This is a genomic window from Lysobacter alkalisoli, from assembly GCF_006547045.1.
Classification (GTDB): domain Bacteria; phylum Pseudomonadota; class Gammaproteobacteria; order Xanthomonadales; family Xanthomonadaceae; genus Marilutibacter; species Marilutibacter alkalisoli.
In genome coordinates this window covers 1,098,424-1,118,978 of the sequence record NZ_CP041242.1, presented here as the reverse complement: position 1 = coordinate 1,118,978, position 20,555 = coordinate 1,098,424, and the positions used below count along the sequence as shown (strand labels likewise).

General features: G+C 66.8%; 16 protein-coding genes and 2 pseudogenes. 6 read left to right on the top strand and 12 right to left on the bottom strand.

Annotation, left to right across the window (positions count from 1 at the left end):
• Positions 1–70 precede the first annotated feature (70 nt).
• Both FKV23_RS04835 and FKV23_RS04830 read left to right on the top strand, forming a co-directional pair.
• Positions 71–2,149 carry a M13 family metallopeptidase gene (locus tag FKV23_RS04835; RefSeq protein ID WP_244244154.1) on the top strand — a complete coding sequence of 693 codons (2,079 nt, stop codon included), beginning with the start codon at positions 71–73 and terminating at the stop codon, positions 2,147–2,149.
• Between the two features lie 205 nt (positions 2,150–2,354).
• Entirely contained in the window at positions 2,355–4,376 is a 2,022-nt protein-coding gene (locus tag FKV23_RS04830; RefSeq protein ID WP_407067646.1) for a M13 family metallopeptidase, read from the top strand.
• A gap of 91 nt (positions 4,377–4,467) precedes the next feature.
• Here FKV23_RS04830 and FKV23_RS04825 read toward each other — a convergent pair whose 3' ends face one another.
• Together FKV23_RS04825 and FKV23_RS04820 are read right to left on the bottom strand one after the other, a co-directional pair.
• On the bottom strand, positions 4,468–5,133 hold the full coding sequence (locus FKV23_RS04825) for a rhomboid family intramembrane serine protease (protein WP_141622829.1): 666 nt from the start codon (positions 5,131–5,133) through the stop codon (positions 4,468–4,470).
• Positions 5,134–5,365: 232 nt separating this feature from the next.
• On the bottom strand, positions 5,366–5,773 hold the full coding sequence (locus FKV23_RS04820) for an MGMT family protein (protein WP_167284975.1): 408 nt from the start codon (positions 5,771–5,773) through the stop codon (positions 5,366–5,368).
• On the opposite strand from FKV23_RS04820, the gene FKV23_RS04815 reads away from it, so the two are divergent.
• Positions 5,742–6,152: a hypothetical protein gene (locus tag FKV23_RS04815; protein ID WP_141622827.1), complete on the top strand. Its 411-nt coding sequence runs from the start codon at positions 5,742–5,744 to the stop codon at positions 6,150–6,152. The two genes, FKV23_RS04820 and FKV23_RS04815, sit on opposite strands and share 32 nt — an antisense overlap.
• A 1-nt stretch (position 6,153) precedes the next feature.
• Here the strand turns inward: FKV23_RS04815 and FKV23_RS04810 are convergent, their stop codons facing one another.
• Together FKV23_RS04810 and FKV23_RS04805 are read right to left on the bottom strand one after the other, a co-directional pair.
• Positions 6,154–7,281 carry an inorganic phosphate transporter gene (locus tag FKV23_RS04810; protein ID WP_141622826.1) on the bottom strand — a complete coding sequence of 376 codons (1,128 nt, stop codon included), beginning with the start codon at positions 7,279–7,281 and terminating at the stop codon, positions 6,154–6,156.
• Between the two features lie 12 nt (positions 7,282–7,293).
• On the bottom strand, positions 7,294–7,920 hold the full coding sequence (locus tag FKV23_RS04805) for a DUF47 domain-containing protein (RefSeq protein WP_141622825.1): 627 nt from the start codon (positions 7,918–7,920) through the stop codon (positions 7,294–7,296).
• Between the two features lie 309 nt (positions 7,921–8,229).
• Here FKV23_RS04805 and FKV23_RS04800 point away from each other — a divergent pair, with 309 nt between their 5' ends.
• Both FKV23_RS04800 and FKV23_RS04795 read left to right on the top strand, forming a co-directional pair.
• A complete protein-coding gene (locus FKV23_RS04800) occupies positions 8,230–9,561 on the top strand; it encodes a hemolysin family protein (protein ID WP_141622824.1) in 1,332 nt (443 codons plus the stop codon).
• Positions 9,548–10,252, top strand: coding sequence for an exopolysaccharide biosynthesis protein (locus FKV23_RS04795; protein ID WP_141622823.1), 705 nt, complete (start codon positions 9,548–9,550; stop codon positions 10,250–10,252). Before FKV23_RS04800 ends, FKV23_RS04795 begins: the two co-directional genes overlap by 14 nt.
• 80 nt (positions 10,253–10,332) lie before the next feature.
• Here the strand turns inward: FKV23_RS04795 and FKV23_RS17770 are convergent.
• The 4 genes and pseudogenes from FKV23_RS17770 to FKV23_RS04780 form a co-directional block, all read right to left on the bottom strand.
• Positions 10,333–11,088: pseudogene (locus tag FKV23_RS17770) on the bottom strand (putative bifunctional diguanylate cyclase/phosphodiesterase); the annotation flags it as partial.
• A 75-nt stretch (positions 11,089–11,163) separates the two neighbouring features.
• Positions 11,164–11,877, bottom strand: a pseudogene (locus tag FKV23_RS17765) (diguanylate cyclase domain-containing protein); the annotation flags it as partial.
• 593 nt (positions 11,878–12,470) lie between these two features.
• Positions 12,471–13,409 carry a phosphate/phosphite/phosphonate ABC transporter substrate-binding protein gene (locus FKV23_RS04785; RefSeq protein WP_244244102.1) on the bottom strand — a complete coding sequence of 313 codons (939 nt, stop codon included), beginning with the start codon at positions 13,407–13,409 and terminating at the stop codon, positions 12,471–12,473.
• Positions 13,410–13,518: 109 nt separating this feature from the next.
• Complete coding sequence (locus tag FKV23_RS04780; RefSeq protein WP_141622821.1) at positions 13,519–14,319, bottom strand: RNA methyltransferase; 801 nt, start codon at positions 14,317–14,319, stop codon at positions 13,519–13,521.
• A gap of 231 nt (positions 14,320–14,550) precedes the next feature.
• Here FKV23_RS04780 and FKV23_RS04775 point away from each other — a divergent pair, with 231 nt between their 5' ends.
• Complete coding sequence (locus tag FKV23_RS04775; protein WP_141622820.1) at positions 14,551–15,381, top strand: inositol monophosphatase family protein; 831 nt, start codon at positions 14,551–14,553, stop codon at positions 15,379–15,381.
• Positions 15,382–15,846: 465 nt separating this feature from the next.
• Here the strand turns inward: FKV23_RS04775 and secF are convergent, their stop codons facing one another.
• The 4 genes from secF to tgt all read right to left on the bottom strand — a co-directional run bounded on the left by secF (position 15,847) and on the right by tgt (position 20,467).
• Positions 15,847–16,809, bottom strand: coding sequence for a protein translocase subunit SecF (gene secF, locus FKV23_RS04770; protein WP_141622819.1), 963 nt, complete (start codon positions 16,807–16,809; stop codon positions 15,847–15,849).
• A 16-nt stretch (positions 16,810–16,825) separates the two neighbouring features.
• The gene (secD, locus tag FKV23_RS04765; RefSeq protein WP_141622818.1) at positions 16,826–18,691 is read right to left on the bottom strand and encodes a protein translocase subunit SecD; all 1,866 of its coding nucleotides are present in this window, start codon (positions 18,689–18,691) and stop codon (positions 16,826–16,828) included.
• Between the two features lie 59 nt (positions 18,692–18,750).
• Positions 18,751–19,089, bottom strand: a complete 339-nt coding sequence (gene yajC, locus FKV23_RS04760) for a preprotein translocase subunit YajC (protein ID WP_141622817.1) — start codon at positions 19,087–19,089, stop codon at positions 18,751–18,753.
• A 250-nt stretch (positions 19,090–19,339) separates the two neighbouring features.
• Positions 19,340–20,467: a tRNA guanosine(34) transglycosylase Tgt gene (gene tgt, locus FKV23_RS04755; RefSeq protein WP_141622816.1), complete on the bottom strand. Its 1,128-nt coding sequence runs from the start codon at positions 20,465–20,467 to the stop codon at positions 19,340–19,342.
• Positions 20,468–20,555 lie beyond the last annotated feature (88 nt).

The window sequence follows — 20,555 nt, the reverse complement described above, 5'->3', positions numbered from 1 at the left end:
GTCCCACCCTACTGTCAGTCCGGAGTCCACCGTGACCACCCAGAAACCCCATGCATTGAAACCACGTGCCGTGCTGCTGTCGCTCGCCATTGCCGCTGCCGTCTCGGCCTGTGGCCAGTCGCCGGCGCCTGCCGATACCGCCTCCAGCGCCGGCACGGGCGGGATCACCCTCGACGAAAGCACCCTGCCGCCGGTCAACCGCTTCCTCGCCAGCGACCTGGACAGCAGCAAGGACGCCTGCACCGACTTCGGCGGCTACGTCAACGGTCAGTGGCTGGCCGCCAATGAAATTCCGGGCGACCGCACCTCCTGGGGCGCGTTCGAGATGCTGGCCGAGCGCTCGCTGGCGGTGCAGCGCCAGATCGCTGAACAGGCCGCGGCCGACACCGACGCCACCGGGGTGAAGAAGATCGTCGGCGACTTCTGGGCCACCGGCATGGACGCGGACAAGATCAACGCGCAGGGGATCGAGCCGATCCAGGGCGTACTGGCCGAGATCGACGCGCTGGACGGCCAGGAGGCGATCGCCGGCTTCCTGCGCGACAGCGCCGCCAAGGGCCAGTTCTACGTGTTCGGCTTCGGACCCGAGGCCGACTTCAAGAACTCGTCGATGAACATCGCCTACGCCTTCCAGGGTGGCCTGGGCCTGCCCGACAAGACCTACTACGAGGACGCCGACAAGGCCGACAAGCTGGAGGCCTACCAGGCCCACGTCGCCAAGGTGCTCGAACTGTCAGGCGTGCCGGCCGATGACGCAGCAGAACAGGCCGCCGACGTGGTCGCGTTCGAAAAGCGCCTGGCCAAGGTGTCCAAGTCGCAGAAGGAGATGTCGCGCGACGTCTCGCTGTACTACAACCCGGTGTCGCCGGCCGACGCCGACAAGCTGGCGCCGAACTTCCCGTGGACCCGCTTCTTCGAGTCGCAGGGCCTGCAGGCGCCGGAGATGTTCTCGCTGGCGGTGCCGGCGTTCCATGAGGAGATCAGCCGGATGCTGGCCGACGTGCCGGCCGGCCAGTGGCGCAGCTATCTGCGCTTCCATGCCGTGGACGGTGCCTCGCCCTACCTCTCCGACGCCTTCGTCGAGGAGAACTTCAACTTCTACAACAAGACCCTGCGTGGCCAGAAAGAACTGAAGGAGCGCGGCAAGCGCGTACTCGGCACGATTGAAAGCGGCGCTGGCGAGGCGCTGGGCCAGCTGTACGTGGACGTGGCGTTCTCGCCCGAGTCCAAGAGCCGCATGCAGGAACTGGTCGGCCACCTGAGCGATGCGCTCAAGGTCCGTATCGAGAACCTGGCCTGGATGGGCGACGAGACCAAGGCCAAGGCGATGGAGAAATGGGCGAGCTTCACCCCGAAGATCGGCTATCCCGACAAATGGCGCGACTGGAGCGGCCTTGAAACCAGCCGTGACAGCTACATCGGCAACGTGCTGGCAGCAATCGAATTCAACCACAAGCACGAACTCTCCAAGGTCGGCGAGCCGGTCGACAAGACCGAATGGGGCATGAGCCCGCAGACGGTCAACGCCTACTACAACCCGCTGCAGAACGAGATCGTGTTCCCGGCCGCGATCCTGCAGCCACCGTTCTTCGACCTCGAAGCCGACGACCCGCTCAACTACGGCGGCATCGGTGCGGTGATCGGCCATGAGATGACCCACGGCTACGACGACCAGGGCAGCCGCTTCGGGCCCGATGGCAATTTCGTGCCGGACCCGGGCTGGTGGACGCAGAAGGATTTCGACTCGTTCAAGGGCCTGACCGACCAGTTGGTCAAGCAGTTCGATGGCTACAAGGCGACCGACGACCAGCACGTCGACGGCAAGCTGACTCTGGGCGAGAACATCGCCGACCTCGGCGGCCTGGCAACGGCCTACGACGCGATGAAGGCCGCCGCCGGCGACAGCGAGGATCCGATGATCGACGGCATGACCCGCGACCAGCGCTTCTTCGCCAACTGGGCCACGGTGTGGCGCCGCAATTTCACCCCGGAAGAGCTCAAGGTGCGCCTGGCCACCGATCCGCATGCGCCGGCCAACTTCCGCGCGATCGGCGCGCCGTCCAACCTGCCGGCCTTTGCCGCCGCGTTCGAGTGCAGGCCCGGCCAGCCGATGGTCCGCAGCGGCGACGACCAGGTGGTGATCTGGTAGGCAGCAATCTGTATCGCGGGCGCCTCGTCCGCGACACCGACCACGCGAAGGCCCGGCATCGCCGGGCCTTCGCCGTTGTGGGCCCCGTCTACGCGACCGCCGTCACCCTGCCTGCGTGGCCGCGGGCACGCTGCAGTGGCGAGGAAGCTGCCGCCGCACCACGGGCGCTTGCTACACTCCGCCGATCATCAGCATGGAACCTGATATGTCCGCTCCGCGCGCTTCATTCCCACGCTCCACTTCACTCTTTCCTGCCCGCCCCCTCATCTGCACCCTGACGCTGTGCCTGGCCGCCGCCATGGCGGCACCCGCCGGCGCCCAGGGCAAGCCCCCGGTCGCCTGCGCGGACTTCTACGGCAATGCCAACGCAACCTGGCTGCAGACACACCCGCTGGCCGCTGGACAGGGCAGCGTCTCGGCGATGGGCGAACTTGGCGGTCGTGCCCGCCAGCAGCAGATCGACCTGCTGCAGGCCGCGATGCAGTCGCCGCAAGGCAACGTGCAGAAGCTGCTGGGCGACTTCTGGGCCAGCGGCCTGGACGAGGCCGCGGTCGAGCGCGACGGTTCGAAACCGATCGCGCCACTGCTCGATCGCATCAACGCCATCCGCCGCAGCAAGGACATCGCTCCGGCGATCGCCGCCCTGCACCAGGTCGGCATCCCGGTGGTGTTCAATTTCGGTGCCGATGTCGATCTGTCCGACCTCGACCGCCATATCGGCTACTTCAGCCAGGGCGGCACCGGTCTGGTCGATCCGGCCTGGTACAGCCGCGACGATGAAGACACCCGCACCGTGCGGACGCAGTACGGCAAGTACGTCGAGCAGATCCTGGCGCTGACCGGCACCCCGGCCAACAAGCTCGAGGCCGAAGCACAACAGGTCATCGACCTGGAGACCCGCATCGCCCGTGCCTCGCGTCCGCTGCAGGACCTGCGCAACCCGCGCAACAATTACGCTCCGGTCACCGTGGACGGGCTCGACAGGCAATACCGGAACCTCAAGCTCAACGAGTTCCTGCAGGTTCAGGGCGTCAGCGACGACACCGTCTCGATCGCCAACCCGGCACTGTTCGCCGAACTCGACAAACTGGTCGACAGCCTGAAGCCGGCGCAGTGGAAGACCTACCTGCAGTGGCGGGTCGGCGATGCGATGGCGCCATACCTGACGAAATCCTTCCGCGATGCCAGCTTCGACTTCCGCGGCCGGGTGCTTGAAGGCCGCAGCGCGCCGGCGCCGCGCGAACAGCAGGTGCTCGATGCGATCAACCTCGCCGCCGGTCCGATGCTCGGCCGCGAGTACGCCGCACGCTACCTCGGAGCCGACAACCGGGCCCGCGCCGAAGGCATCGTCACCCAGGTCAAGGCGACCATGCGTTCGGCGCTCGAGCGCAACCCGCGCTTCGGCGATCAGGCCAAGGCGGTGGCGCTGGCCAAGCTCGACAATCTCAAGGTCGCGATCGGAACCCCCAGCCGCGAACTGGACTACAACGTGCAGCCGATGGGCCGCGGCAGCTTCGGCGGCAACATGCTGATTGCCTCGACCTGGCGCCACGCCTCCGAGATGAGCCGCATCGGCACTGCCGACAACCGCCGCTGGGGCATGCTGCCGCAGACCCCGGCACTGGCCTACGACATCGCCCAGAACCGCCTGGTCATCACCGCCGCGATGCTGCAGCCGCCGGCGTTCGACCTCGGCAAGGACGACGCCTGGCTGTACGGCTCGTTCGGCGCCCTGGTCGGCCACGAGCTGAGCCATGCCGTCGACAACCGCGGACGCCTGGTCGACGACAAGCTGGAAGTGCGCGACTGGTGGACCGCCCACGAGACCAATGGCTGGCAGGCATTGGCCAACCGGGTCGCGGCACAGTACTCCACCCTGCCCTACCCATCCCTGCAGGGCGTGAAGGTCAACGGCCAGCAGACCGTGGACAAGAACATCGCCGATCTCACCGGCATGGAGCTGGCCTGGGCCACGTTCAGTGCCGCACAGCCGAACGCCAACCGCCAGACCAAGGAGTCGTTCTTCCAGGGTTGGGCCTCGCTGTGGGCGCAGCAGCTCAGTGCCGAAGCGGCAACCGAGCAGGCATCGACCAGCGTCCATGCCCCCGGGCAATGGCGCACCAACGGCCCGCTGGCCAACCTCGACGCCTTCGGTGCGACCTACGGCTGCCGGGTCGGCGCGGTGATGCGCAACACGCCGGACAACCGCATCACCGTCCTGCCCTGACGGGGACCGGATAGCGGAAACGACAACGGCGCGGGAAACCGCGCCGTTGTCGTTCATGGAGTACAAACCTGTCCGGAAGCCGTGGATTCAATCAATGGATGCGTCGTGGCCCGGGGGGCTTGCGGCCTCCGCCGAACGGCGGTTGCCCGCGCCAGTAGCGGATCATCAGCCAGCCGAACAGCATGCCGCCAAGATGGGCGAAATGGGCCACCCCCGGCTGCCGCCCACTGACGCCCAGCAGCAGTGCGATCGCGCCATAGACGATCACCAGCGTGCGCGCCTTCATCGGAATCGGCGGGAACAGCAGCATCACCCGCTGGTGCGGGAACAGCATGCCGTAGGCCAGCAACAGGCCGAATACGCCGCCCGACGCCCCAACCGTCGGATACGGCGGCTCCCCGTTCGACATCGCCCACACGCCCACGCCCATCTGGAATATCGCCGCACCGACGACGCAGACCAGGTAGTAGTTGAGGAAACGGCGCTGGCCCCAGACGTGCTCCAGCGGCGCACCGAACATCAGCAGCACCAGCATGTTGACGAACAGGTGCATCCAGCCGCCATGCATGAAGCCGTAGGTGAGCACCTGCCAGGGCAGGAAACCACCGACCTCGAACGCACCGTCGCTGCCCGGCGGCCACAGCATGAACGGCGCGAGCGTCCGGTAGCCCGTATCGCCGAGTAACACCTGAAGCAGGAAGACCAGTCCATTGGCGATCAGCAGCGCCTTGGTGACGGGGGGAAGGTTGGAAAACATCGCGACTCCTTGTTTACGCGCACATGTTACCGCCGGTCAGGGCGCACAGGCGCAGGATGGCGGAACGGTCCATACCCGGTCGCGCCGTCGGCGCAGGATTGCGCAGGCGAGCAAGCCGCCTCCGCGATGCCTCCACGGATGGACTCACTGCGTGTCCTGCAAAGCCATGGCCACCGGCTTCCCGCTGCAATTGAGCGCAATGCGGTTCACTTTGCCTGCCGGATCTCCGGTCTCAGTCGGGCGGGCCCCAGACCTGCTCGTCGAACGTCGCCCGCGCCTTCGCGCCGATCACCCGCCCGTTCTCGACCCGCAGTCCTTCCGCGCGCAGCCGCTGGCACTGTTCCAGGAAGCCGGGCGAACCCTCCGGCAACGCAATCCGTCCGTCCGAGCGCAGCACCCGGTGCCAGGGCAGCGACGGGTCGTCGTTGTGGCTGAGCAGCCGCGCCACCAGGCGCGCCCGCCCGGGCAGGCCGGCGCGACGTGCGACCTCGCCATAGCCGGCGACCTCGCCCCGCGGGATGGCCCGGATCGTGGCAAGGATGCGAATCACGGTGTCATCGGCGCCCATCGCGGTAGCATACGGTCCAGGCCACGACAGGAACCGTCCCGTGCGCAATTTCGACTCGATCACCCGCCACATCCGAAAAGCCGGTTACCAGATGACCGAGCACGACATCGACGTGGTCTGCATCGAGCTTTCGCTCGATCACGGCACGCGCCACCAGGCGATCTTCCTGTCCGAACTCGACGACGACGATGGCCGCCCCTTCCTGCGGGTCAGCACCGCGGTGGCGCCGATCACCACCCTGGACATGAAGCGTGCGCTGGTCTTCAACTGGCAAAGCCGGGTCGGCTACCTGGCGATCGGCGACCTCGACGGCGTGCCGCACCTGCAGCTGTGCGAGAACCGCCCCTACGAAGGCCTGGACCCGGCCGAGGTCGACCGCCTGATCCTGGAGATCGGCGGCGTCGGCGACCGCATGGAGCGGATGCTGTCGGCAGGCGGGGACCTGTATTGATTTACACCCACCCCAGCGAACGCATGCCCATGAAGCTCAGGTAGGCGATACCGCCCGAGGCGGGGATGGTCAGGATCCACGCCCAGATCATCTTCTCGACCACCGTCCATTTGATCGCATTCAGGCGCTTGGCGGTGCCCACACCCATGATCGCCGAGGAGATGTTGTGGGTGGTCGAGACAGGGATGCCGAGCACGGACGCGCCCATGATCACCGATGCGGCACTGGTCTCGGCGGCAAAGCCGTGGATCGGGTGCAGCTTGACCAGCTTGTGGCCCAGGGTCTTGATGATTCGCCAGCCGCCGGCCGCAGTGCCGGCCGCCATCACGATCGCACAGGTGACCTTGATCCACAGGTCGATGTCCTGGTTGGCCATCGCGTTCTCGGAGGGGTGCAGGAAGCCCAGCCAGCGCGGCAGGTCGTCCAGGGTGCCGGCAGCCTGCGCGCTGAACAGGGTCAGGGCGATGATGCCCATGACCTTCTGCGCATCGTTGAGGCCGTGCGCGAAGCCCATGCCGGCGGCACTGACCAGCTGTGCCTTGCCGAAGAGGCTGTTGACCCAGCGCGGTCGTGCGATCCGCGCCAGCCGGCCGCCACTGTGCGCCATCATCGAAATGATGAAGAACAGCACGCCCATGACCATGAAGCCGGCTGCGAAGCCCAGTACCGGCGAGCTGACCATCGGCACGATCACCTTCCACAGCACGCCGGCGCTCCTGTAGAGCGGCTCGGCCGGCTGCGACCAGATGATCGCCTCGAAATTGTTCGACGCCGCCGCCAGCGCCGCGCCACACAGGCCGCCGATCAGCGCGTGCGAGGACGACGACGGCAGGCCCAGCCACCAGGTGATCAGGTTCCAGATGATGCCGCCGAGCAGCGCGCACAGGATCATCTGCGAGCCGACCTCGACCACGCCAACGTCGATCAGGCCCGAGGCGATGGTCTTGGCCACTGCAGTGCCGGCCAGCGCGCCGAGCAGGTTCATGCCGGCCGCCAGGCCGACCGCCTGCATCGGCGACAGCACCTTGGTCGCGACCACGGTCGCGATCGAGTTGGCGGTGTCGTGGAAGCCGTTGATGTACTCGAAGATGAGCGCGGCCAGGACGACAATCAGTACAAGCGTCAACATCGCGCCGGCGCCTTACGAATTCTTCAGCACGATCTGGTAGGCCACGACCCCGGCTTCGCGGCAACGGTCGATGGCCTTTTCCAGGATCTCGAAGAACTCCTTGAGCAGGAACATCTGCATGTGGTCGAGCTTGCCCGAATAAATGTCGCGGTACAGCTCCAGCATCAGCCGGTCGGCATCGTTCTCCAGCGCGCGCAACTCGTCGCTGAGCGCCTTCATCGGTTCCAGTTTCAGGTTGCGCAACTGGCGGACCATCTTCACCACCACCTCCGCGGCCTGCTCCAGCATCGCCGCGCGCGGAGCGAAATCGATGTGCTCCAGGTGCTGGGTCGCCAGTGCATAACGGTCGGCGAACTTTTCGATCTGCTTGGGGATCTTGTGCAGGGCCGAGGCCAGCGATTCGATGTCCTCCCGCTCGATCGGAATGATGAAACTGTCGACCAGTTCCTGGCTCAGCTGGATCGAGACGTCGCGCTCGCGCTGGCGGGCCAACTTGAAAGCGTCCAGCGCCGGCTGCCGGTCGGCTTCCTTCAGCATCGCGTGCAGGGCCTTGGCGCTGTCGTGGGCGGCGGCGGCGGCCTCCTCCAGCAGGGTATAGAACTGGTTGCCTTGGCCGAAGATGGTTTGCAGGGAGAACATGCGCGGGATGCCTTGCGGTCGGGTGCCTTGCGGCTGGATGGAGGCCGCGGCCGGAGAACCCGGGCCGGGCGCTGACGCGGGCGGCATTATGACTGTTTCGTGACAACCACGCAGTCCCGGCCCGTCCCTGCCATCCGGGGCGCAAGCGCTGGCCGTGCTGCAACCATCGTGCTGCTACCATTCGGCGACGCACCCTCGGAGCCTGCTCTCCCGCAATGGACGACGACCCGGAACCTTTCAGTAGCCCCACCGCCTCGCGCCCGCGCCCGGCCACACAACTTCCGGTGGGGGCGGCATGCCGGATCCGACATGCTTGAACTGAGCATCGTCCTCGCCCTGATCGCCCTCAACGGCTTCTTCGCGATGTCGGAGATGGCCCTGGTGACCTCGCGCAAATCGCGCCTGAAGCAGATGTCCGAGGAACCCGGCCGGACCAGCCGTGGCGCCGCGGTCGCACTTTCGCTGGCCGAGCACCCGGACAACCTGCTGTCCACGGTCCAGATCGGCATCACCCTGATCGGCATCCTGACCGGCCTGTTCGGCGGCGAGGGCATCGGCCTGCTGATCGCCGGCTGGCTGCAGGGCGTGTGGCCAACGGCGGCCGACTACGCGCGCCCGATCGGCATTGGCACTGCGGTCGGCCTGATCACCGCCGGTACGGTGATCCTCGGCGAACTGGTGCCCAAGCGGCTGGCGCTGACCAACCCCGAAGCGATCGCCAGCGTGGTCGCGATCCCGCTCAATGCCCTGTCCCGGCTGGCCAGGCCGGTGGTGGCCACGCTCGGTGCGATCAATCGTGGCGTACTGCGCCTGTTCGGCATCCGCGACGATGCCCGCTCGGCGATCAGCGAGGAGGAAATCCGCCTGCTGGTCAGCGAGAGTCACGAGCAGGGGGTGATCGACGCCGACGAACGCAAGATGGTCCATCGCGTACTCGGCCTCGGCGACCGCACTGCCGAGAGCCTGATGACCCCACGCCCGCGGATCGTCTGGCTGGATGCCGAGGCCCCCTTCAAGCGCAATCTGGCGACGATGCGCGAGACCCCGTTCTCGCGCTACCCGGTCTACAAGGGCGACGACAGCGAGGTGCTCGGGATCATCGAGGCCAAGTCGCTGCTCGACGCGCTCGAACACCCCGGCGTGCCCCGGATGTTCGAGCGCCTGCGCGAGGCGCTGTTCGTGTCCGAGTCCACCCATGCCTTCAAGCTGCTGGAGATCTTCCGCGAAGAGCAACAGTCGCTGGCGCTGGTGGTCGACGAGTACGGCGACGTCACCGGCCTGGTCACGGTCAACGATCTGCTCGGCGCGGTGATCGGGCGCATCCAGGGCAGCGAGTCCGAGGCCGGCGACGCCCCGGTGGTGCAGCGCGACGACGGCAGCTGGCTGCTCGACGGCAGCCTGTCGCTGGACGACCTGCGCGAACTGGTCGACGGCACGCGCCTGCCAATCGAGGACGAGCCGGACTTCCACACCGCCGCCGGCATGGTGATCAGCCACTTCGGCCGCATCCCCCACATCGGCGAGTACCTGGACTGGGACCGCTGGCGGATCGAGGTCGTCGACCTGGATGGTCCACGCATCGACAAGCTGTTGTTGCAGCCGCTCTCCAGCCACGACAAGGACGACGATGACGACATCTGACCCCGAATCTGACCCCGACGATCGCGCCGATCCCGCGCCACTGGAAGGTCTGCCGCCACCGAAGCGGGTGTCCGAGGCCGGCACCCGCGCCCTGCTCGACGCCTTCGCGGTCGGCGATCCGGACACCATCCTGCGCCTGGGCGACGTGTTCGCCGGACTGGGCAAACGCTCGTTCGGAATGTTGCTGTTCATCGCCACCCTGCCCGCCTTCGTCCCGATCCCGGGCTTCGGAGCGGTCAGCGGGCCGTTGGCGATGCTGCTTGGCGCGCAGCTGATGATCGGCCTGCGCAAACCATGGCTGCCGGGCTTCATCTCCCGTCGTGGACCGACCCGCCATTCGATGGTGCGTTTTCGCAACCGGTTGTCGCCCTGGCTGACGCGACTGGAAAAGGTGGTGCGCCCACGCGCCTCGTTCCTGCTCGACCATCGCCTCGCCAGCATCGTCACCGGCCTGCTGTTGATCCTGCTCGGAGTGCTGCTGTCGCTGCCAATCCCGTTCACCAACCTCCTGTTCGGCGCCCTGTTGCTGCTGTTCGCGCTGGCACTGATCGAACGCGACGGTTACCTGATGGCCGTCGCCTGGGTCATCGGCGGCGTCGCGGTGGCGGTGTTCGGAATACTGTCCGGCAGCCTCGCGGCGATGGCCGCCGACGGGCTGCAGATGCTGGGGTTCGGCCAGGCGACGGGATGACGGCCGGCTCCGGCCAGCCGCCTCCCTCCATGCCGGCAGCGATCAGGCCGCGGCCCGGAGTTCGGGTTCCAATCGGGCCGTCACCGCACCCCGCTCAGCAACGCGCGAAACTCGCCTGCTGGCAGCGGCGCCCCAAGCCAGTAGCCTTGGGCCTGGTCGCAGCCGCGTTCGCGCAGCAGGGCGTACTGGCCGGCTTTCTCGACCCCCTCGGCGATCACGGTGATGCCGAGCGAACGCGCCATCGCGATGATCGCGCTGGTCAACGCAAGGTCGTCGGGGTCGCGCAAAATGTCGGCGATGAAGCTGCGGTCGATCTTGACCCCGTCCACCGGCACCCGCCGCAGGTGGCTCAGGCCGGAGAATCCGGTACCGAAGTCGTCCAGCAGTACCTTGACCCCGGTCTCGCGCAGGCGGGCCAGCATCTGGCTGGCGTGGACCTCGTCGCCGAGTACCGCGGTCTCGGTCAGCTCTAGGTGCAGGCGGGAAGGCTCCAGGCCGGTCTCGCGCAGGCAGTCGGCCACTATCTGCGCCAGCTCGCCGCCGTGACGGAGCTGCCGCGACGACACGTTCACCGCCACCGACAACGGCGCGCCCCGCGGCTGCAGCTTCTGCCAGTGCATCGCCTCCAGGCAGGCCGCGCGCAGCACCCGCGGACCGAGCGTCTCGATCAGGCCGCTCTGCTCGGCCACGTCGATGAACACCGATGGCGCGACCTGGCCGTGGACCGGGTGATTCCAGCGCAGCAGCGCCTCGGCGCCGACCAAGGTGCGGTCGGCAAGACGGTAGACCGGCTGATAGACCAGGCTCAGTTCTCCACGCTCCCAGGCACCGCGCAGTTCGTGCTCCAGATTGACCCGGCGCTCCACCGCCAGGTCCATCGCCCGGCTGTAGAAGCGATGGCAGTTCTTGCCGGCGACCTTGGCCTGATACATGGCGATGTCGCCGTTCTTCATCAGCGAGGTGGCGGTGGAGGCATCGTCAGGGAACAGGGTGATGCCGATCGAGGTGCCCAGGAACACCTGCCGGCCCTGCACCTCGAGGGGCTTGCCCAGTTCCGCCACCAGCACATCGGCCAGTTCCATCGCCAGCGTACGCACATCCTGTCCGTCCCTGGGCGTGTGCACCAGGATCACGAACTCGTCGCCACCGAACCGGGCCAGCAGCGCGTCGTCGTCGGCATGGCGGGCAATGGCGTCGCGGATGCGGGTCGAGCACTGCACCAGCACGTCATCGCCGGCATCGTGGCCAAGGGTGTCGTTGACGCGCTTGAAATCGTCGATGTCGGCGAACAGCAACGCCAGTTGCCGGCCACCACCGCGTATCCGCAACAGCCTTTCGTCGAGCGCCTCGCGGAACGCCAGGCGGTTGGCCAGACCGGTCAGGGCGTCGGTGTAGGCCATCCGGCGAATCTCGCGATCGTGCCGGGCCAGACTCTCGCTCATCCGGCTGAAAGCGCGGATCAGCTCGCCGACCTCGTCGCGGCGACGGCTGGTGGGCGGGTGCACGCCGAAACGCCCGGCCTCGATCTGGCGCGCGGCGTCGGCCAGCTGGCGTATCGGCTGTATCAGCCAACGTTGCAACAGGTACAGGGTCAGTCCGCCGAGCAGGAGCACGCCTGCGGCCATGGCGCCGACCCAGAACAGCTGGCGACTGCCGAGGCGATCGAGCCGGTCGCGCATCTCATCGACCGCGCGATCCTGGAAACTGCGGGTCATGGCCAGGTCGAAGCCGACCCTCACCCCGCCGAGGCGTTCGCCGCCAATCAGGATCGGCATCGACACGTCCATCAAGTCCTCACTGAACTGGACCAGCAGCGAGTCGGAGGCGATCACCTCATCGGCGAATGCGTCATCCATGCGCTTGCCGTAGCTCGGGATCACCTCGCTTCCGTCATGGATGACATTGCCGGCGGTGTCGTAGACCAGGACGTAACGCGCATCGCCCTGGTCGAGTGCGGAACCCGCCAATACGCCGATCGCATCGAGGTCGAAGTAATACAGCGGATTGGTCAGCGCGACCTGCAGCTGGGCCACCATGCCTTCGCCGTGGCGGCGCAGGCTTTCGCTGGCAACGCCGGTCATCGCATCGCGGGTGACCTCGATCACCTCCTCCTGGGTACGCTCCTGGCGCTGCATCAGCACGCTCAGCAGCAACAGCAGCACGGCCAGCGCCAGCGCGATGATCAGCAGGAACCTCGCCTGCAGGCCGCCAGCAAGCTTCATTCAACGTCCGTCCGCACCCGCCGCACGCCATCACCGATCCGTTCGAGCGCACGTGCGGAGTCCGCGTCGACCGGAAGGAACCGGGTGGTGCGGAAGAAACGCTGCAACGCATCGGCGGCGGCCGGATCCGAGGCGGCCTCGACCAGCACCTCGTGCAGACGATCGCGTATCCGCGGATCCAGATCGGACCTCACCAGTTCTAGCGCCCGGGGGAAGTCCGACGACTTGCCGATCACGATCAGGTCGTCCTTGAATGCGGGCGGCATCCGGCGCGGATTGTCCCAGTCCAGATTGCTCATCACGCCGACATCGACCAGTCCCTTGTGCACCCAGGTTGCGATGTTCAGCTCCGATCGAGCGAACAGGTAGCCGACCGCATCGCCACCGGCGGAGTCGTTCGGCGACAGCAACATTTCAAGCCGCAGCCCGCGGCCGAGAAGCTCTCCCGCGGGCACGAAATAGGCACTGGTCGACGAGGCGCGCTGGAACGCCACGCTATGTCCGCGCATGTCGTCGAGCGAGCGCAGGCCACTGTCGTCACGGGCGAAGAACAGACTGTGGTAATGGCTGCTGCCATCGCGCTCGGTCAGCACCAGCGGTACCGCACCGGCGCGTTCACGCAGCACCATGCCGGTGCCGGCGGTCTCGGTGATCCAGTCGACCCGGCCGCGGCGCAGGTAGCTGGCCATCTGCTGCGGATCCTTGGCCATCAGTATCCAGCCTTTGCGGATACCGACATCGGCCATCCGCGGCACTACGTAGTCGAGCAGCGGCTTGAGCTGTTCGTAATGCGAGCGAGGGTCGTCGCTGATACGCCCCAGCACCAGCACGCCGCTGCCCTCGCCCCCGGCTTCAGGCATGTCGGTGGCCGCACCCGCCTGTGGAAAGATCAGGCCGATCAGCGGGAGCACGAGCCACAAAAGGCGTACGGTCAAGAGCGATGGCACCAGACGGAAACCTGCCGGTCAGCCTAATCGAAGCCGGCCGGGCGAGGAAGTGGCGACTTTCGCGACGATTGCCGGGAAAGCCATGCCGTTCCTACGCTCAGCTGTCGGTCTCCGAGCCATTCATCCCGGCCAGTCTTGCGGTGCGTTCGACGTCGGCCAGCATCCCGCGCAGCAGGCGAACCTCGCGGGCATCGAGACCGGCACGCAGGAACAGCCGGCGGAACTTGCGCAGGGCCGACTCCGGCGCCCGCCCCTTGTGGAAGTCGATCATGTCCAGTACCCCGCCGAGCTGAGTGAAGAAGCCCTCCAGTTCGGCATGGGTCGCCGGCGGTTCCATGCGCTCTGTGGCGGCCCCGCCGTCCCCGGTCGCCAGCAGCGCCAGCCGCAGCTCGTACGCCAGCACCTGCACCGCTGCGGCCAGGTTCAAGGAACTGTAGTCGGGGTTGGCCGGGATGTGGACGGCGGCATGGCACAGCTGCAGCTCCTCGTTGTCGAGGCCGGTGCGCTCGCGACCGAACACCAGCGCGACCTCGCCACCGGCCATGGCGCTGGCGACCGCCCGCGCCGCGGCATCGCGCGGCATCATCTCGTCGAGGGCGATCCGCCGGCTGCGGGCGGTACAACCCAGCACCAGCCGGCAGTCGGCGACAGCCTCGGCCAGGGTCGCGCACGTGACAGCGTCGGACAGCACGTCGTCGGCACCGGCGGCCAGGGCCTCGGATTCATGGTTCGGCGCCCTTTCCGGCGCCACCAGCACCAACCGATGCAGGCCCATGGTCTTCATCGCCCGGGCGGCGGAACCGATGTTGCCGGGGTGCTGGGTACCGACCAGCACGATGCGCAGGCGTCCGGCCAGCGATTCGGGGGTATGCAATTCAGGAAGCGTCCGGGTCGTCATGGGCGGCAATGGTAAGGGAACCTCAAAGAACTTCGTGGCAAGGCCGATCCGGGCATGCGTCGGAGCGGCGGTTCCGAAAACGGCCCAGATGGCCGTTCTTCGAGGTCTACGGTAAACTTCGCGCCCCGGCCACGCCCAGACGTGCCCCTGCCGGATCGCTCTTTAACCTTCCCCAGTCCCGGTCCCGCGCCTGCCCGCGGTCCCATCCTCTTCGCCCGAGGCCCTACCGCCATGCAGAAACCCGCCGTCACCCTCATGGTCAAGGCCGCCCGTGCCGCGGGCAACGTCCTGCTCCGTCACATGCATCGCCTCGACGCATTGAACGTGGTCGAGAAGGACCGCCAGGACTACGCCAGCGAGGTCGATGAGGAAGCCGAGAAGGTCGTCATCCGCGAACTCAAGCGCGCCCACCCGGACTACGCCTTCCTTGGCGAGGAAACCGGATTCAACAAAGGGGGCGGCAGCGGCGGTCGCTTCACCTGGGTCATCGACCCGCTCGACGGCACCAGCAACTACCTGCGCGGCTTTCCGCATTTTTGCGTCTCGATCGCCCTGGTCGAGAACGGCGAGCCGGTCCACGGGGTGATCTTCGACCCGATCCGCAACGACCTGTTCACCGCCAGCAAGGGCAGCGGCACCCAACTCAACGAGAAGCGCGTGCGCGTTGCAGACCGCAAGGACCTGGGCGGTGCGATGATCGTCACCGGTTTCCCGCCGCGCGAACGCAGCCGCGCCAGTGCCCAGTTGAAGACGGTCGACAACCTGCTGCTGGAAGCCGAGGACATCCGCCGTACCGGCTCGGCCGCGCTCGACCTGGCCTACGTTGCCTGTGGCCGCGCCGACGCCTACTTCGAAGCCGGGGTGAAGCCCTGGGATATCGCCGCCGGTGCACTGATGGTGCGCGAAGCCGGCGGCAAGGTCTGCGACTTCCGTGGACGCACGACGGGCCCGATGGATGCGCGCGGGATCCAGCCGCGGGCGCTGGTAGCCGGCAACATCAAGGTCTGCGAACTGCTGCAGAAGAAGATCGTCGACACCGGCTACGCTGCGGCATTCGACTGACGCCTGGCTTCGAAAGAACCGGTTCTTCTCCCAAGTGAGGGGGAGTTCGCCTTCAGCGAAGGCGTGGACGCTGCCGCTTGCGCTCTATCGCCGGTTATCGCCGCGACCTGGCTGTTCCGACGCGACCTGCCGGCCTTGACGGTGAATGTCCCCCGGCCGCCCCCGGGCGGCGGCCTCCTCCTTGATTTCACCGTCAAGGCCGGCAGGCCACGTCGGATCGCGCGGTTACGCTGGAACGCGAAGCCGGTCCTCCTGGGAGTGCGCTTCTGGAACCACCGGTCATGTCCGAACGCCGGGGGCGAAGGCCCTTGGGTGCGAAATCAAGGAGGAGGCGCCGGCCCTGGCCGGTGCCGGGGGACATTCGCACCCAAGGGCCTTCGCCCCCGGCGCCACGGTCACCCTACAGATCACAAAAAAAGGCCGCGCAGCAATGCGCGGCCTTTTTGCTGGATCGGCAAAGCTCGCTTACGGCCGCCGCGCCAGTGCTTCCTCATCGCGCGCCTTCGGCATCAGGTCCTGCTTGGTGACCTTCAACGGACCAAAGGTCAACAACGGCGCCGCCACGAAGATCGACGACAACGTGGCGACCACCACGCCGATCAGCATCGCCTCGGCCAGGCCCTTCAGCGAGCCGCCGCCATACAGGTACAGCGCGAGCATGCTCAGGAACGACACGAACGAAGTGATGACCGTACGCGACAGGGTCTGGTTGATCGCCGCGTTGATCACGCTCAGCGAACCGGTGCGCATCGAGCGGAAGTTCTCGCGGATGCGATCGAACACGACGATGGTGTCGTTGATCGAGAAGCCCATCACCGACAGGATGCCGGCCAGCACCGTCAGGTCGAACTCGCGCCCGGTCAGCGCGAACCAGCCGGCCACCAGCACCACGTCATGCATGGTGGTCAGGGTCGCGGCGACGGCGAACTTCTTCTCGAACCGAAACGAGATGTAGATCATGAAGCCGACGACCACGAAGATCAGCGCCCAGATGCCGTTGACGGCGATCTCCTTGCCGATCTGCGGGCCGACGTAATCGCTCTTGAGCACGGTACCGGGGTTGCCCGGGATTGCCAGCGCCTGCTGCACCTCGCGCGCGGTGTTCTGGTCGGCGCCACCCTCGACCTCGCCTTCGGTCTGCGGCTGGACCCGGACCAGCAGGTCGTTGCCGGAGCCGAAGGTCTGCACCTGGGCGTTGCCGTAGCCGGCATCGCGCAGGCGCGCACGCACGTCATCGACATTGACCGGCTGCTCGAAGCGGATCTCGGTAACCGCGCCGCCCGTGAAGTCGAGGGCGAAGTTGAAGCCCTTGAACGCGATCGCGCCGATCGAGACCGCCATCAGCAACGCGGCCACAAGGACCGACACCGTGCGCAGGCGCATGAAGTCGATGTTGCTGCCGTACGGGAACAGATTGAAAGGTTTCATCGTCTACGGTTCCCGGTCAGATGGCGAGGGACTTGAGCTTGCGGCGGCCGCCATAGATCAGCGTGGCGATGCCGCGCGAAGCCGAGACCGCGGAGTACATGGAGGTGGAGATGCCGACGATCAGCGCGATCGCAAAGCCCTTGACCGGGCCGGTACCGAACGCAAACAGGGCCACGCCGGCAAGGATCGAGGTGATGTTGGCGTCGGCGATCGTGCTCAGCGCCTTGTCGTAGCCGCCCGCGATCGCCGCCTTGGCCGGTACCCCGGCGCGCAACTCCTCACGTATTCGTTCGTTGATCAGCACGTTGGCATCGACCGAGAAGCCGACCGTCAGCGCGATGGCGGCCATGCCCGGCAAGGTCATGGTGGCATTGAACAGCGACATGATCGCCACCACCATCAGCAGGTTCAGCAACAGCGCGACACAGGTGATCACGCCGAACACGCGGTAGTAGACGAGGAAGAACGCAAGGATGAACATGAAGGAGTACTTGATCGCGGTCATGCCGCGTTCGACGTTCTCGCGGCCCAGGCTGGGACCGACGATGCGCTCCTCGATGAAGTCCATCGGCGCGGCCAGCGAGCCCGAGCGCAGCAACAGAGCCAGGCTGGCGGCTTCCTTGCGGCTTTCCAGGCCGGTGGTCTGGAATTCCTTGCCGAACACGCCGCGGATGGTGGCGACCGAGATCACCTCCTGGTTGATGCGGGTGCTGCGGACTTCCTCTCCGTCGACGATGCGGACTTCGGGCACGCGTTCGATGTAGACCACCGCCATCGGCTTGCCGACGTTCTCGCTGGTGAACTCGAACATGCGCTGGCCACCGGCACCGTTCAGGCGCACGCTGACCGCCGGGGTGCCCGACTGCGGATCGTTGCCGGCAGAGGCATGGACCATCTGCTCACCCGATGCGATCACCCGCTTGCTGAGCAGTATCGGCACCGGCTTGCCATCGACACCGAGCTCCTTGCGCGAGTAGAGCAGGGCCTCGGGCGGGACGATGCCGCTGTCGCGGGCTTCATAGGCATTGCCCTCGACCACCGCCCGCCATTCCAGGGTCGCGGTGGCGCCCAGCACGCGCTTGGCCTGGGCGGTGTCCTGCACGCCCGGCAGCTGCACGACGATGCGGTCGTCGCCCTGGCGCTGGATGATCGGCTCGGCCACGCCGAGCGCGTTGACGCGGTTGCGCAGGGTGCCGACGTTCTGTTCGATGGCGTCGAGCATCAGCTGCCTGAGCTCGGCATCGCCCATCTGCACGGAAACGGTGTTGCCCGCGATGCTGGTCTGCAGGGACGGGTCGCTGCGCAGGATTTCCTCGCGCGCCTTCTCGGCCGCGGCGGCGTCGCCGAGGGTGGCGACAACACCGGTTCTGCCGCGGCGCTCGACCGAGTCGTAGCCGATGCGCTTCTCGCGCAGCAACATTCGGACGTCCTCGGCAGTGGCCTCCATCCGCTTGTCGACCGCGGCCTGCTGGTCCACCTGCATGGTGAAGTGCACGCCGCCCTGCAGGTCCAGACCCAGCAGCATCGGCTTGCCGCCGAGCTCGGCCAGCCACCCGGGCACGGTCTGGGCCAGGTTCAACGCGACGATATAGTCGCTGCCCAGTTCCGGGGTCAGCACATCGGACGCCTTGACCTGCAGATCGGGATCCGGCAGCCGCACGAGCAGGTTGTCGCCGGCGAGCTCGACCGACTTGGCGGTCACGCCGGCCTGCCGCAGGCTGGCCTCGACACGTGCCTTGAGCGCCTCATCGACCACCGCGCCACGGCTGGCGCTGATCTGCACCGAGGGATCCTGGGGGAACACGTTGGGCAGTGCGTACAGGGCACTGAGCAACACGATGACCAGGAGGAGGACGTACTTCCAGCGAGCGTAAGTCAGCATCGAACGGATCCCGCGGCGGCCGTCGGGCCACCAAGACTAGACAGAGGGGTGGAGACGGCTCAGGCCGCCTTCAAGGTGCCCTTGGGCAGGACGTTGGCGATTGCGCCCTTCTGCACCCGGACCTTGACGTTGTCGGCAATCTGCACGGTGACGAAGCTCTCGCCGATGTCGGTGACGGTGCCGGCGATGCCGCCGTTGGTGATCACCTCGTCGCCCTTGCCGAGCTTCTCGAGCATGGCGCGATGCTCCTTCTGCCGCTTCATCTGCGGGCGGATCATCAGGAAGTACATGATCGCGATCAGCGCGATCGGGAACAGCAGCGACATGCCCATGCCGCCGGCCGGGGCCGCGGCAACCTGGGCGTGCGCGGGGGAAATCAGGAGGTCGAGCAGGTTCATGTGGTCGTCTCTGGGTCGGCAAACAGCTGGGCATTATGCCACGGGTGGGGTGGCAGGCTTTTCCGTCTTTTCCGGGCTTCGGATGGGGGCGACGGATTCCTTCTGCGATCGCCGGCCAACTCTCCAGAAGCCGGTGGCCATGGCGTTGTGTGGCCGTCCGCGGCATGGATGCCGCGGAAGAGCCCCATGGACGGGTTCACGCGTGCCACGCGGCGCCATGGCCACCGGCTTCCCTAGGAAACAGCCCGGGTCAGTCCTTCTGCCTTGCGGCATGGAAAGACTCCCGAAAGGCCTCAAAGGTTCCCGCCTCGATCGCCGCACGCATCTGCGCCATCAACCGCTGGTAGTGGCGCAGGTTGTGCAGGGTGCCCAGGATCGGGCCCAGCATCTCGTTGCAGCGGTCCAGGTGGCGCAGGTAGGCGCGGCTGAAGCCGTTGGAACAGGTGTAGCAGTCGCAGCCCTCCTCGATCGGGCGCAGGTCGTGCTCGTACTTGGCGTTGCGGATGCGGATGGTGCCGGTGGAAACGAAGAAGTGGCCATTGCGGGCGTTGCGGGTCGGCATCACGCAATCGAACATGTCGACCCCGCGTGCGACCGCCTCGACCAGGTCCTCCGGCCGCCCCACTCCCATCAGATAGCGTGGCCGGTCCTGCGGCAGCTGCGGGCAGGTGTGGTCGAGCATGGCGTTGCGCTGCTCCTCGGTCTCGCCGACCGCAAGGCCGCCGATCGCGTAACCGTCGAAGCCGATCTCCTTCAACCCCTCGGCCGAGCGCGTGCGCAGCCCGTGGTGGACGCCGCCCTGGACGATGCCGAACAGTGCCGCGTCGTTGCCCTCATGAGCCTTCTTCGAACGCTCGGCCCAGCGCAGCGACAGTTCCATCGAACGCTCGATCACGCGCGCATCGACCGGTTTGCCATCGACCTGCACCGGCGGGCACTCGTCGAAGATCATCACGATGTCGGAATCGAGCACCTTCTGGATGTGCATGCTCTCCTCCGGCCCAAGAAACACCTTGCGACCGTCGGTCGGCGCAGCGAAGTGGACGCCGGCCTCGGTGATCTTGCGTTTGTGCGCCAGCGAAAACACCTGGAAACCGCCGGAGTCGGTGAGGATCGGTCCGTCCCAGCGGGCGAAGCCGTGCAGGCCGCCATGCGCCTCGATCACTTCCAGCCCCGGGCGCAGGAACAGGTGGAAGGTGTTGCCGAGAATGATCTCGGCGCCCATCTCGCGCAGCTGGTGTGGCAGCACGCCCTTGACCGTGCCGTAGGTACCGACCGGCATGAACGCCGGGGTTTCGATGGTGCCGCGCGGGAAGGTCAGGCGACCGCGGCGGGCGGCGCCGTCGTTGCCGAGGAGTTTGAAGTTCAATCTGGACATGGAAGCCTGTCTTTGCTTGCCATCCCGGCAAACGCCCTGGTTTCGTCAACCCGGCGAAAGCCGGGATCCATGTTGATCCTGATCCGGG

Coding starts and splice junctions, on each gene's coding strand:
- FKV23_RS04830 (WP_407067646.1), top strand. CDS start 2,355: ATGTCCGCTCCGCGCGCTTCATTCCCACGCTCCACTTCACTCTTTCCT.
- FKV23_RS04780 (WP_141622821.1), bottom strand. CDS start 14,319: ATGACGACCCGGACGCTTCCTGAATTGCATACCCCCGAATCGCTGGCC.
- secF (WP_141622819.1), bottom strand. CDS start 16,809: ATGAAACCTTTCAATCTGTTCCCGTACGGCAGCAACATCGACTTCATG.
- FKV23_RS04810 (WP_141622826.1), bottom strand. CDS start 7,281: ATGTTGACGCTTGTACTGATTGTCGTCCTGGCCGCGCTCATCTTCGAG.
- yajC (WP_141622817.1), bottom strand. CDS start 19,089: ATGAACCTGCTCGACCTCCTGATTTCCCCCGCGCACGCCCAGGTTGCC.
- FKV23_RS04825 (WP_141622829.1), bottom strand. CDS start 5,133: ATGTTTTCCAACCTTCCCCCCGTCACCAAGGCGCTGCTGATCGCCAAT.
- FKV23_RS04805 (WP_141622825.1), bottom strand. CDS start 7,920: ATGTTCTCCCTGCAAACCATCTTCGGCCAAGGCAACCAGTTCTATACC.
- FKV23_RS04795 (WP_141622823.1), top strand. CDS start 9,548: ATGACGACATCTGACCCCGAATCTGACCCCGACGATCGCGCCGATCCC.
- tgt (WP_141622816.1), bottom strand. CDS start 20,467: ATGTCCAGATTGAACTTCAAACTCCTCGGCAACGACGGCGCCGCCCGC.
- FKV23_RS04800 (WP_141622824.1), top strand. CDS start 8,230: ATGCTTGAACTGAGCATCGTCCTCGCCCTGATCGCCCTCAACGGCTTC.
- secD (WP_141622818.1), bottom strand. CDS start 18,691: ATGCTGACTTACGCTCGCTGGAAGTACGTCCTCCTCCTGGTCATCGTG.
- FKV23_RS04775 (WP_141622820.1), top strand. CDS start 14,551: ATGCAGAAACCCGCCGTCACCCTCATGGTCAAGGCCGCCCGTGCCGCG.
- FKV23_RS04820 (WP_167284975.1), bottom strand. CDS start 5,773: ATGTGGCGGGTGATCGAGTCGAAATTGCGCACGGGACGGTTCCTGTCG.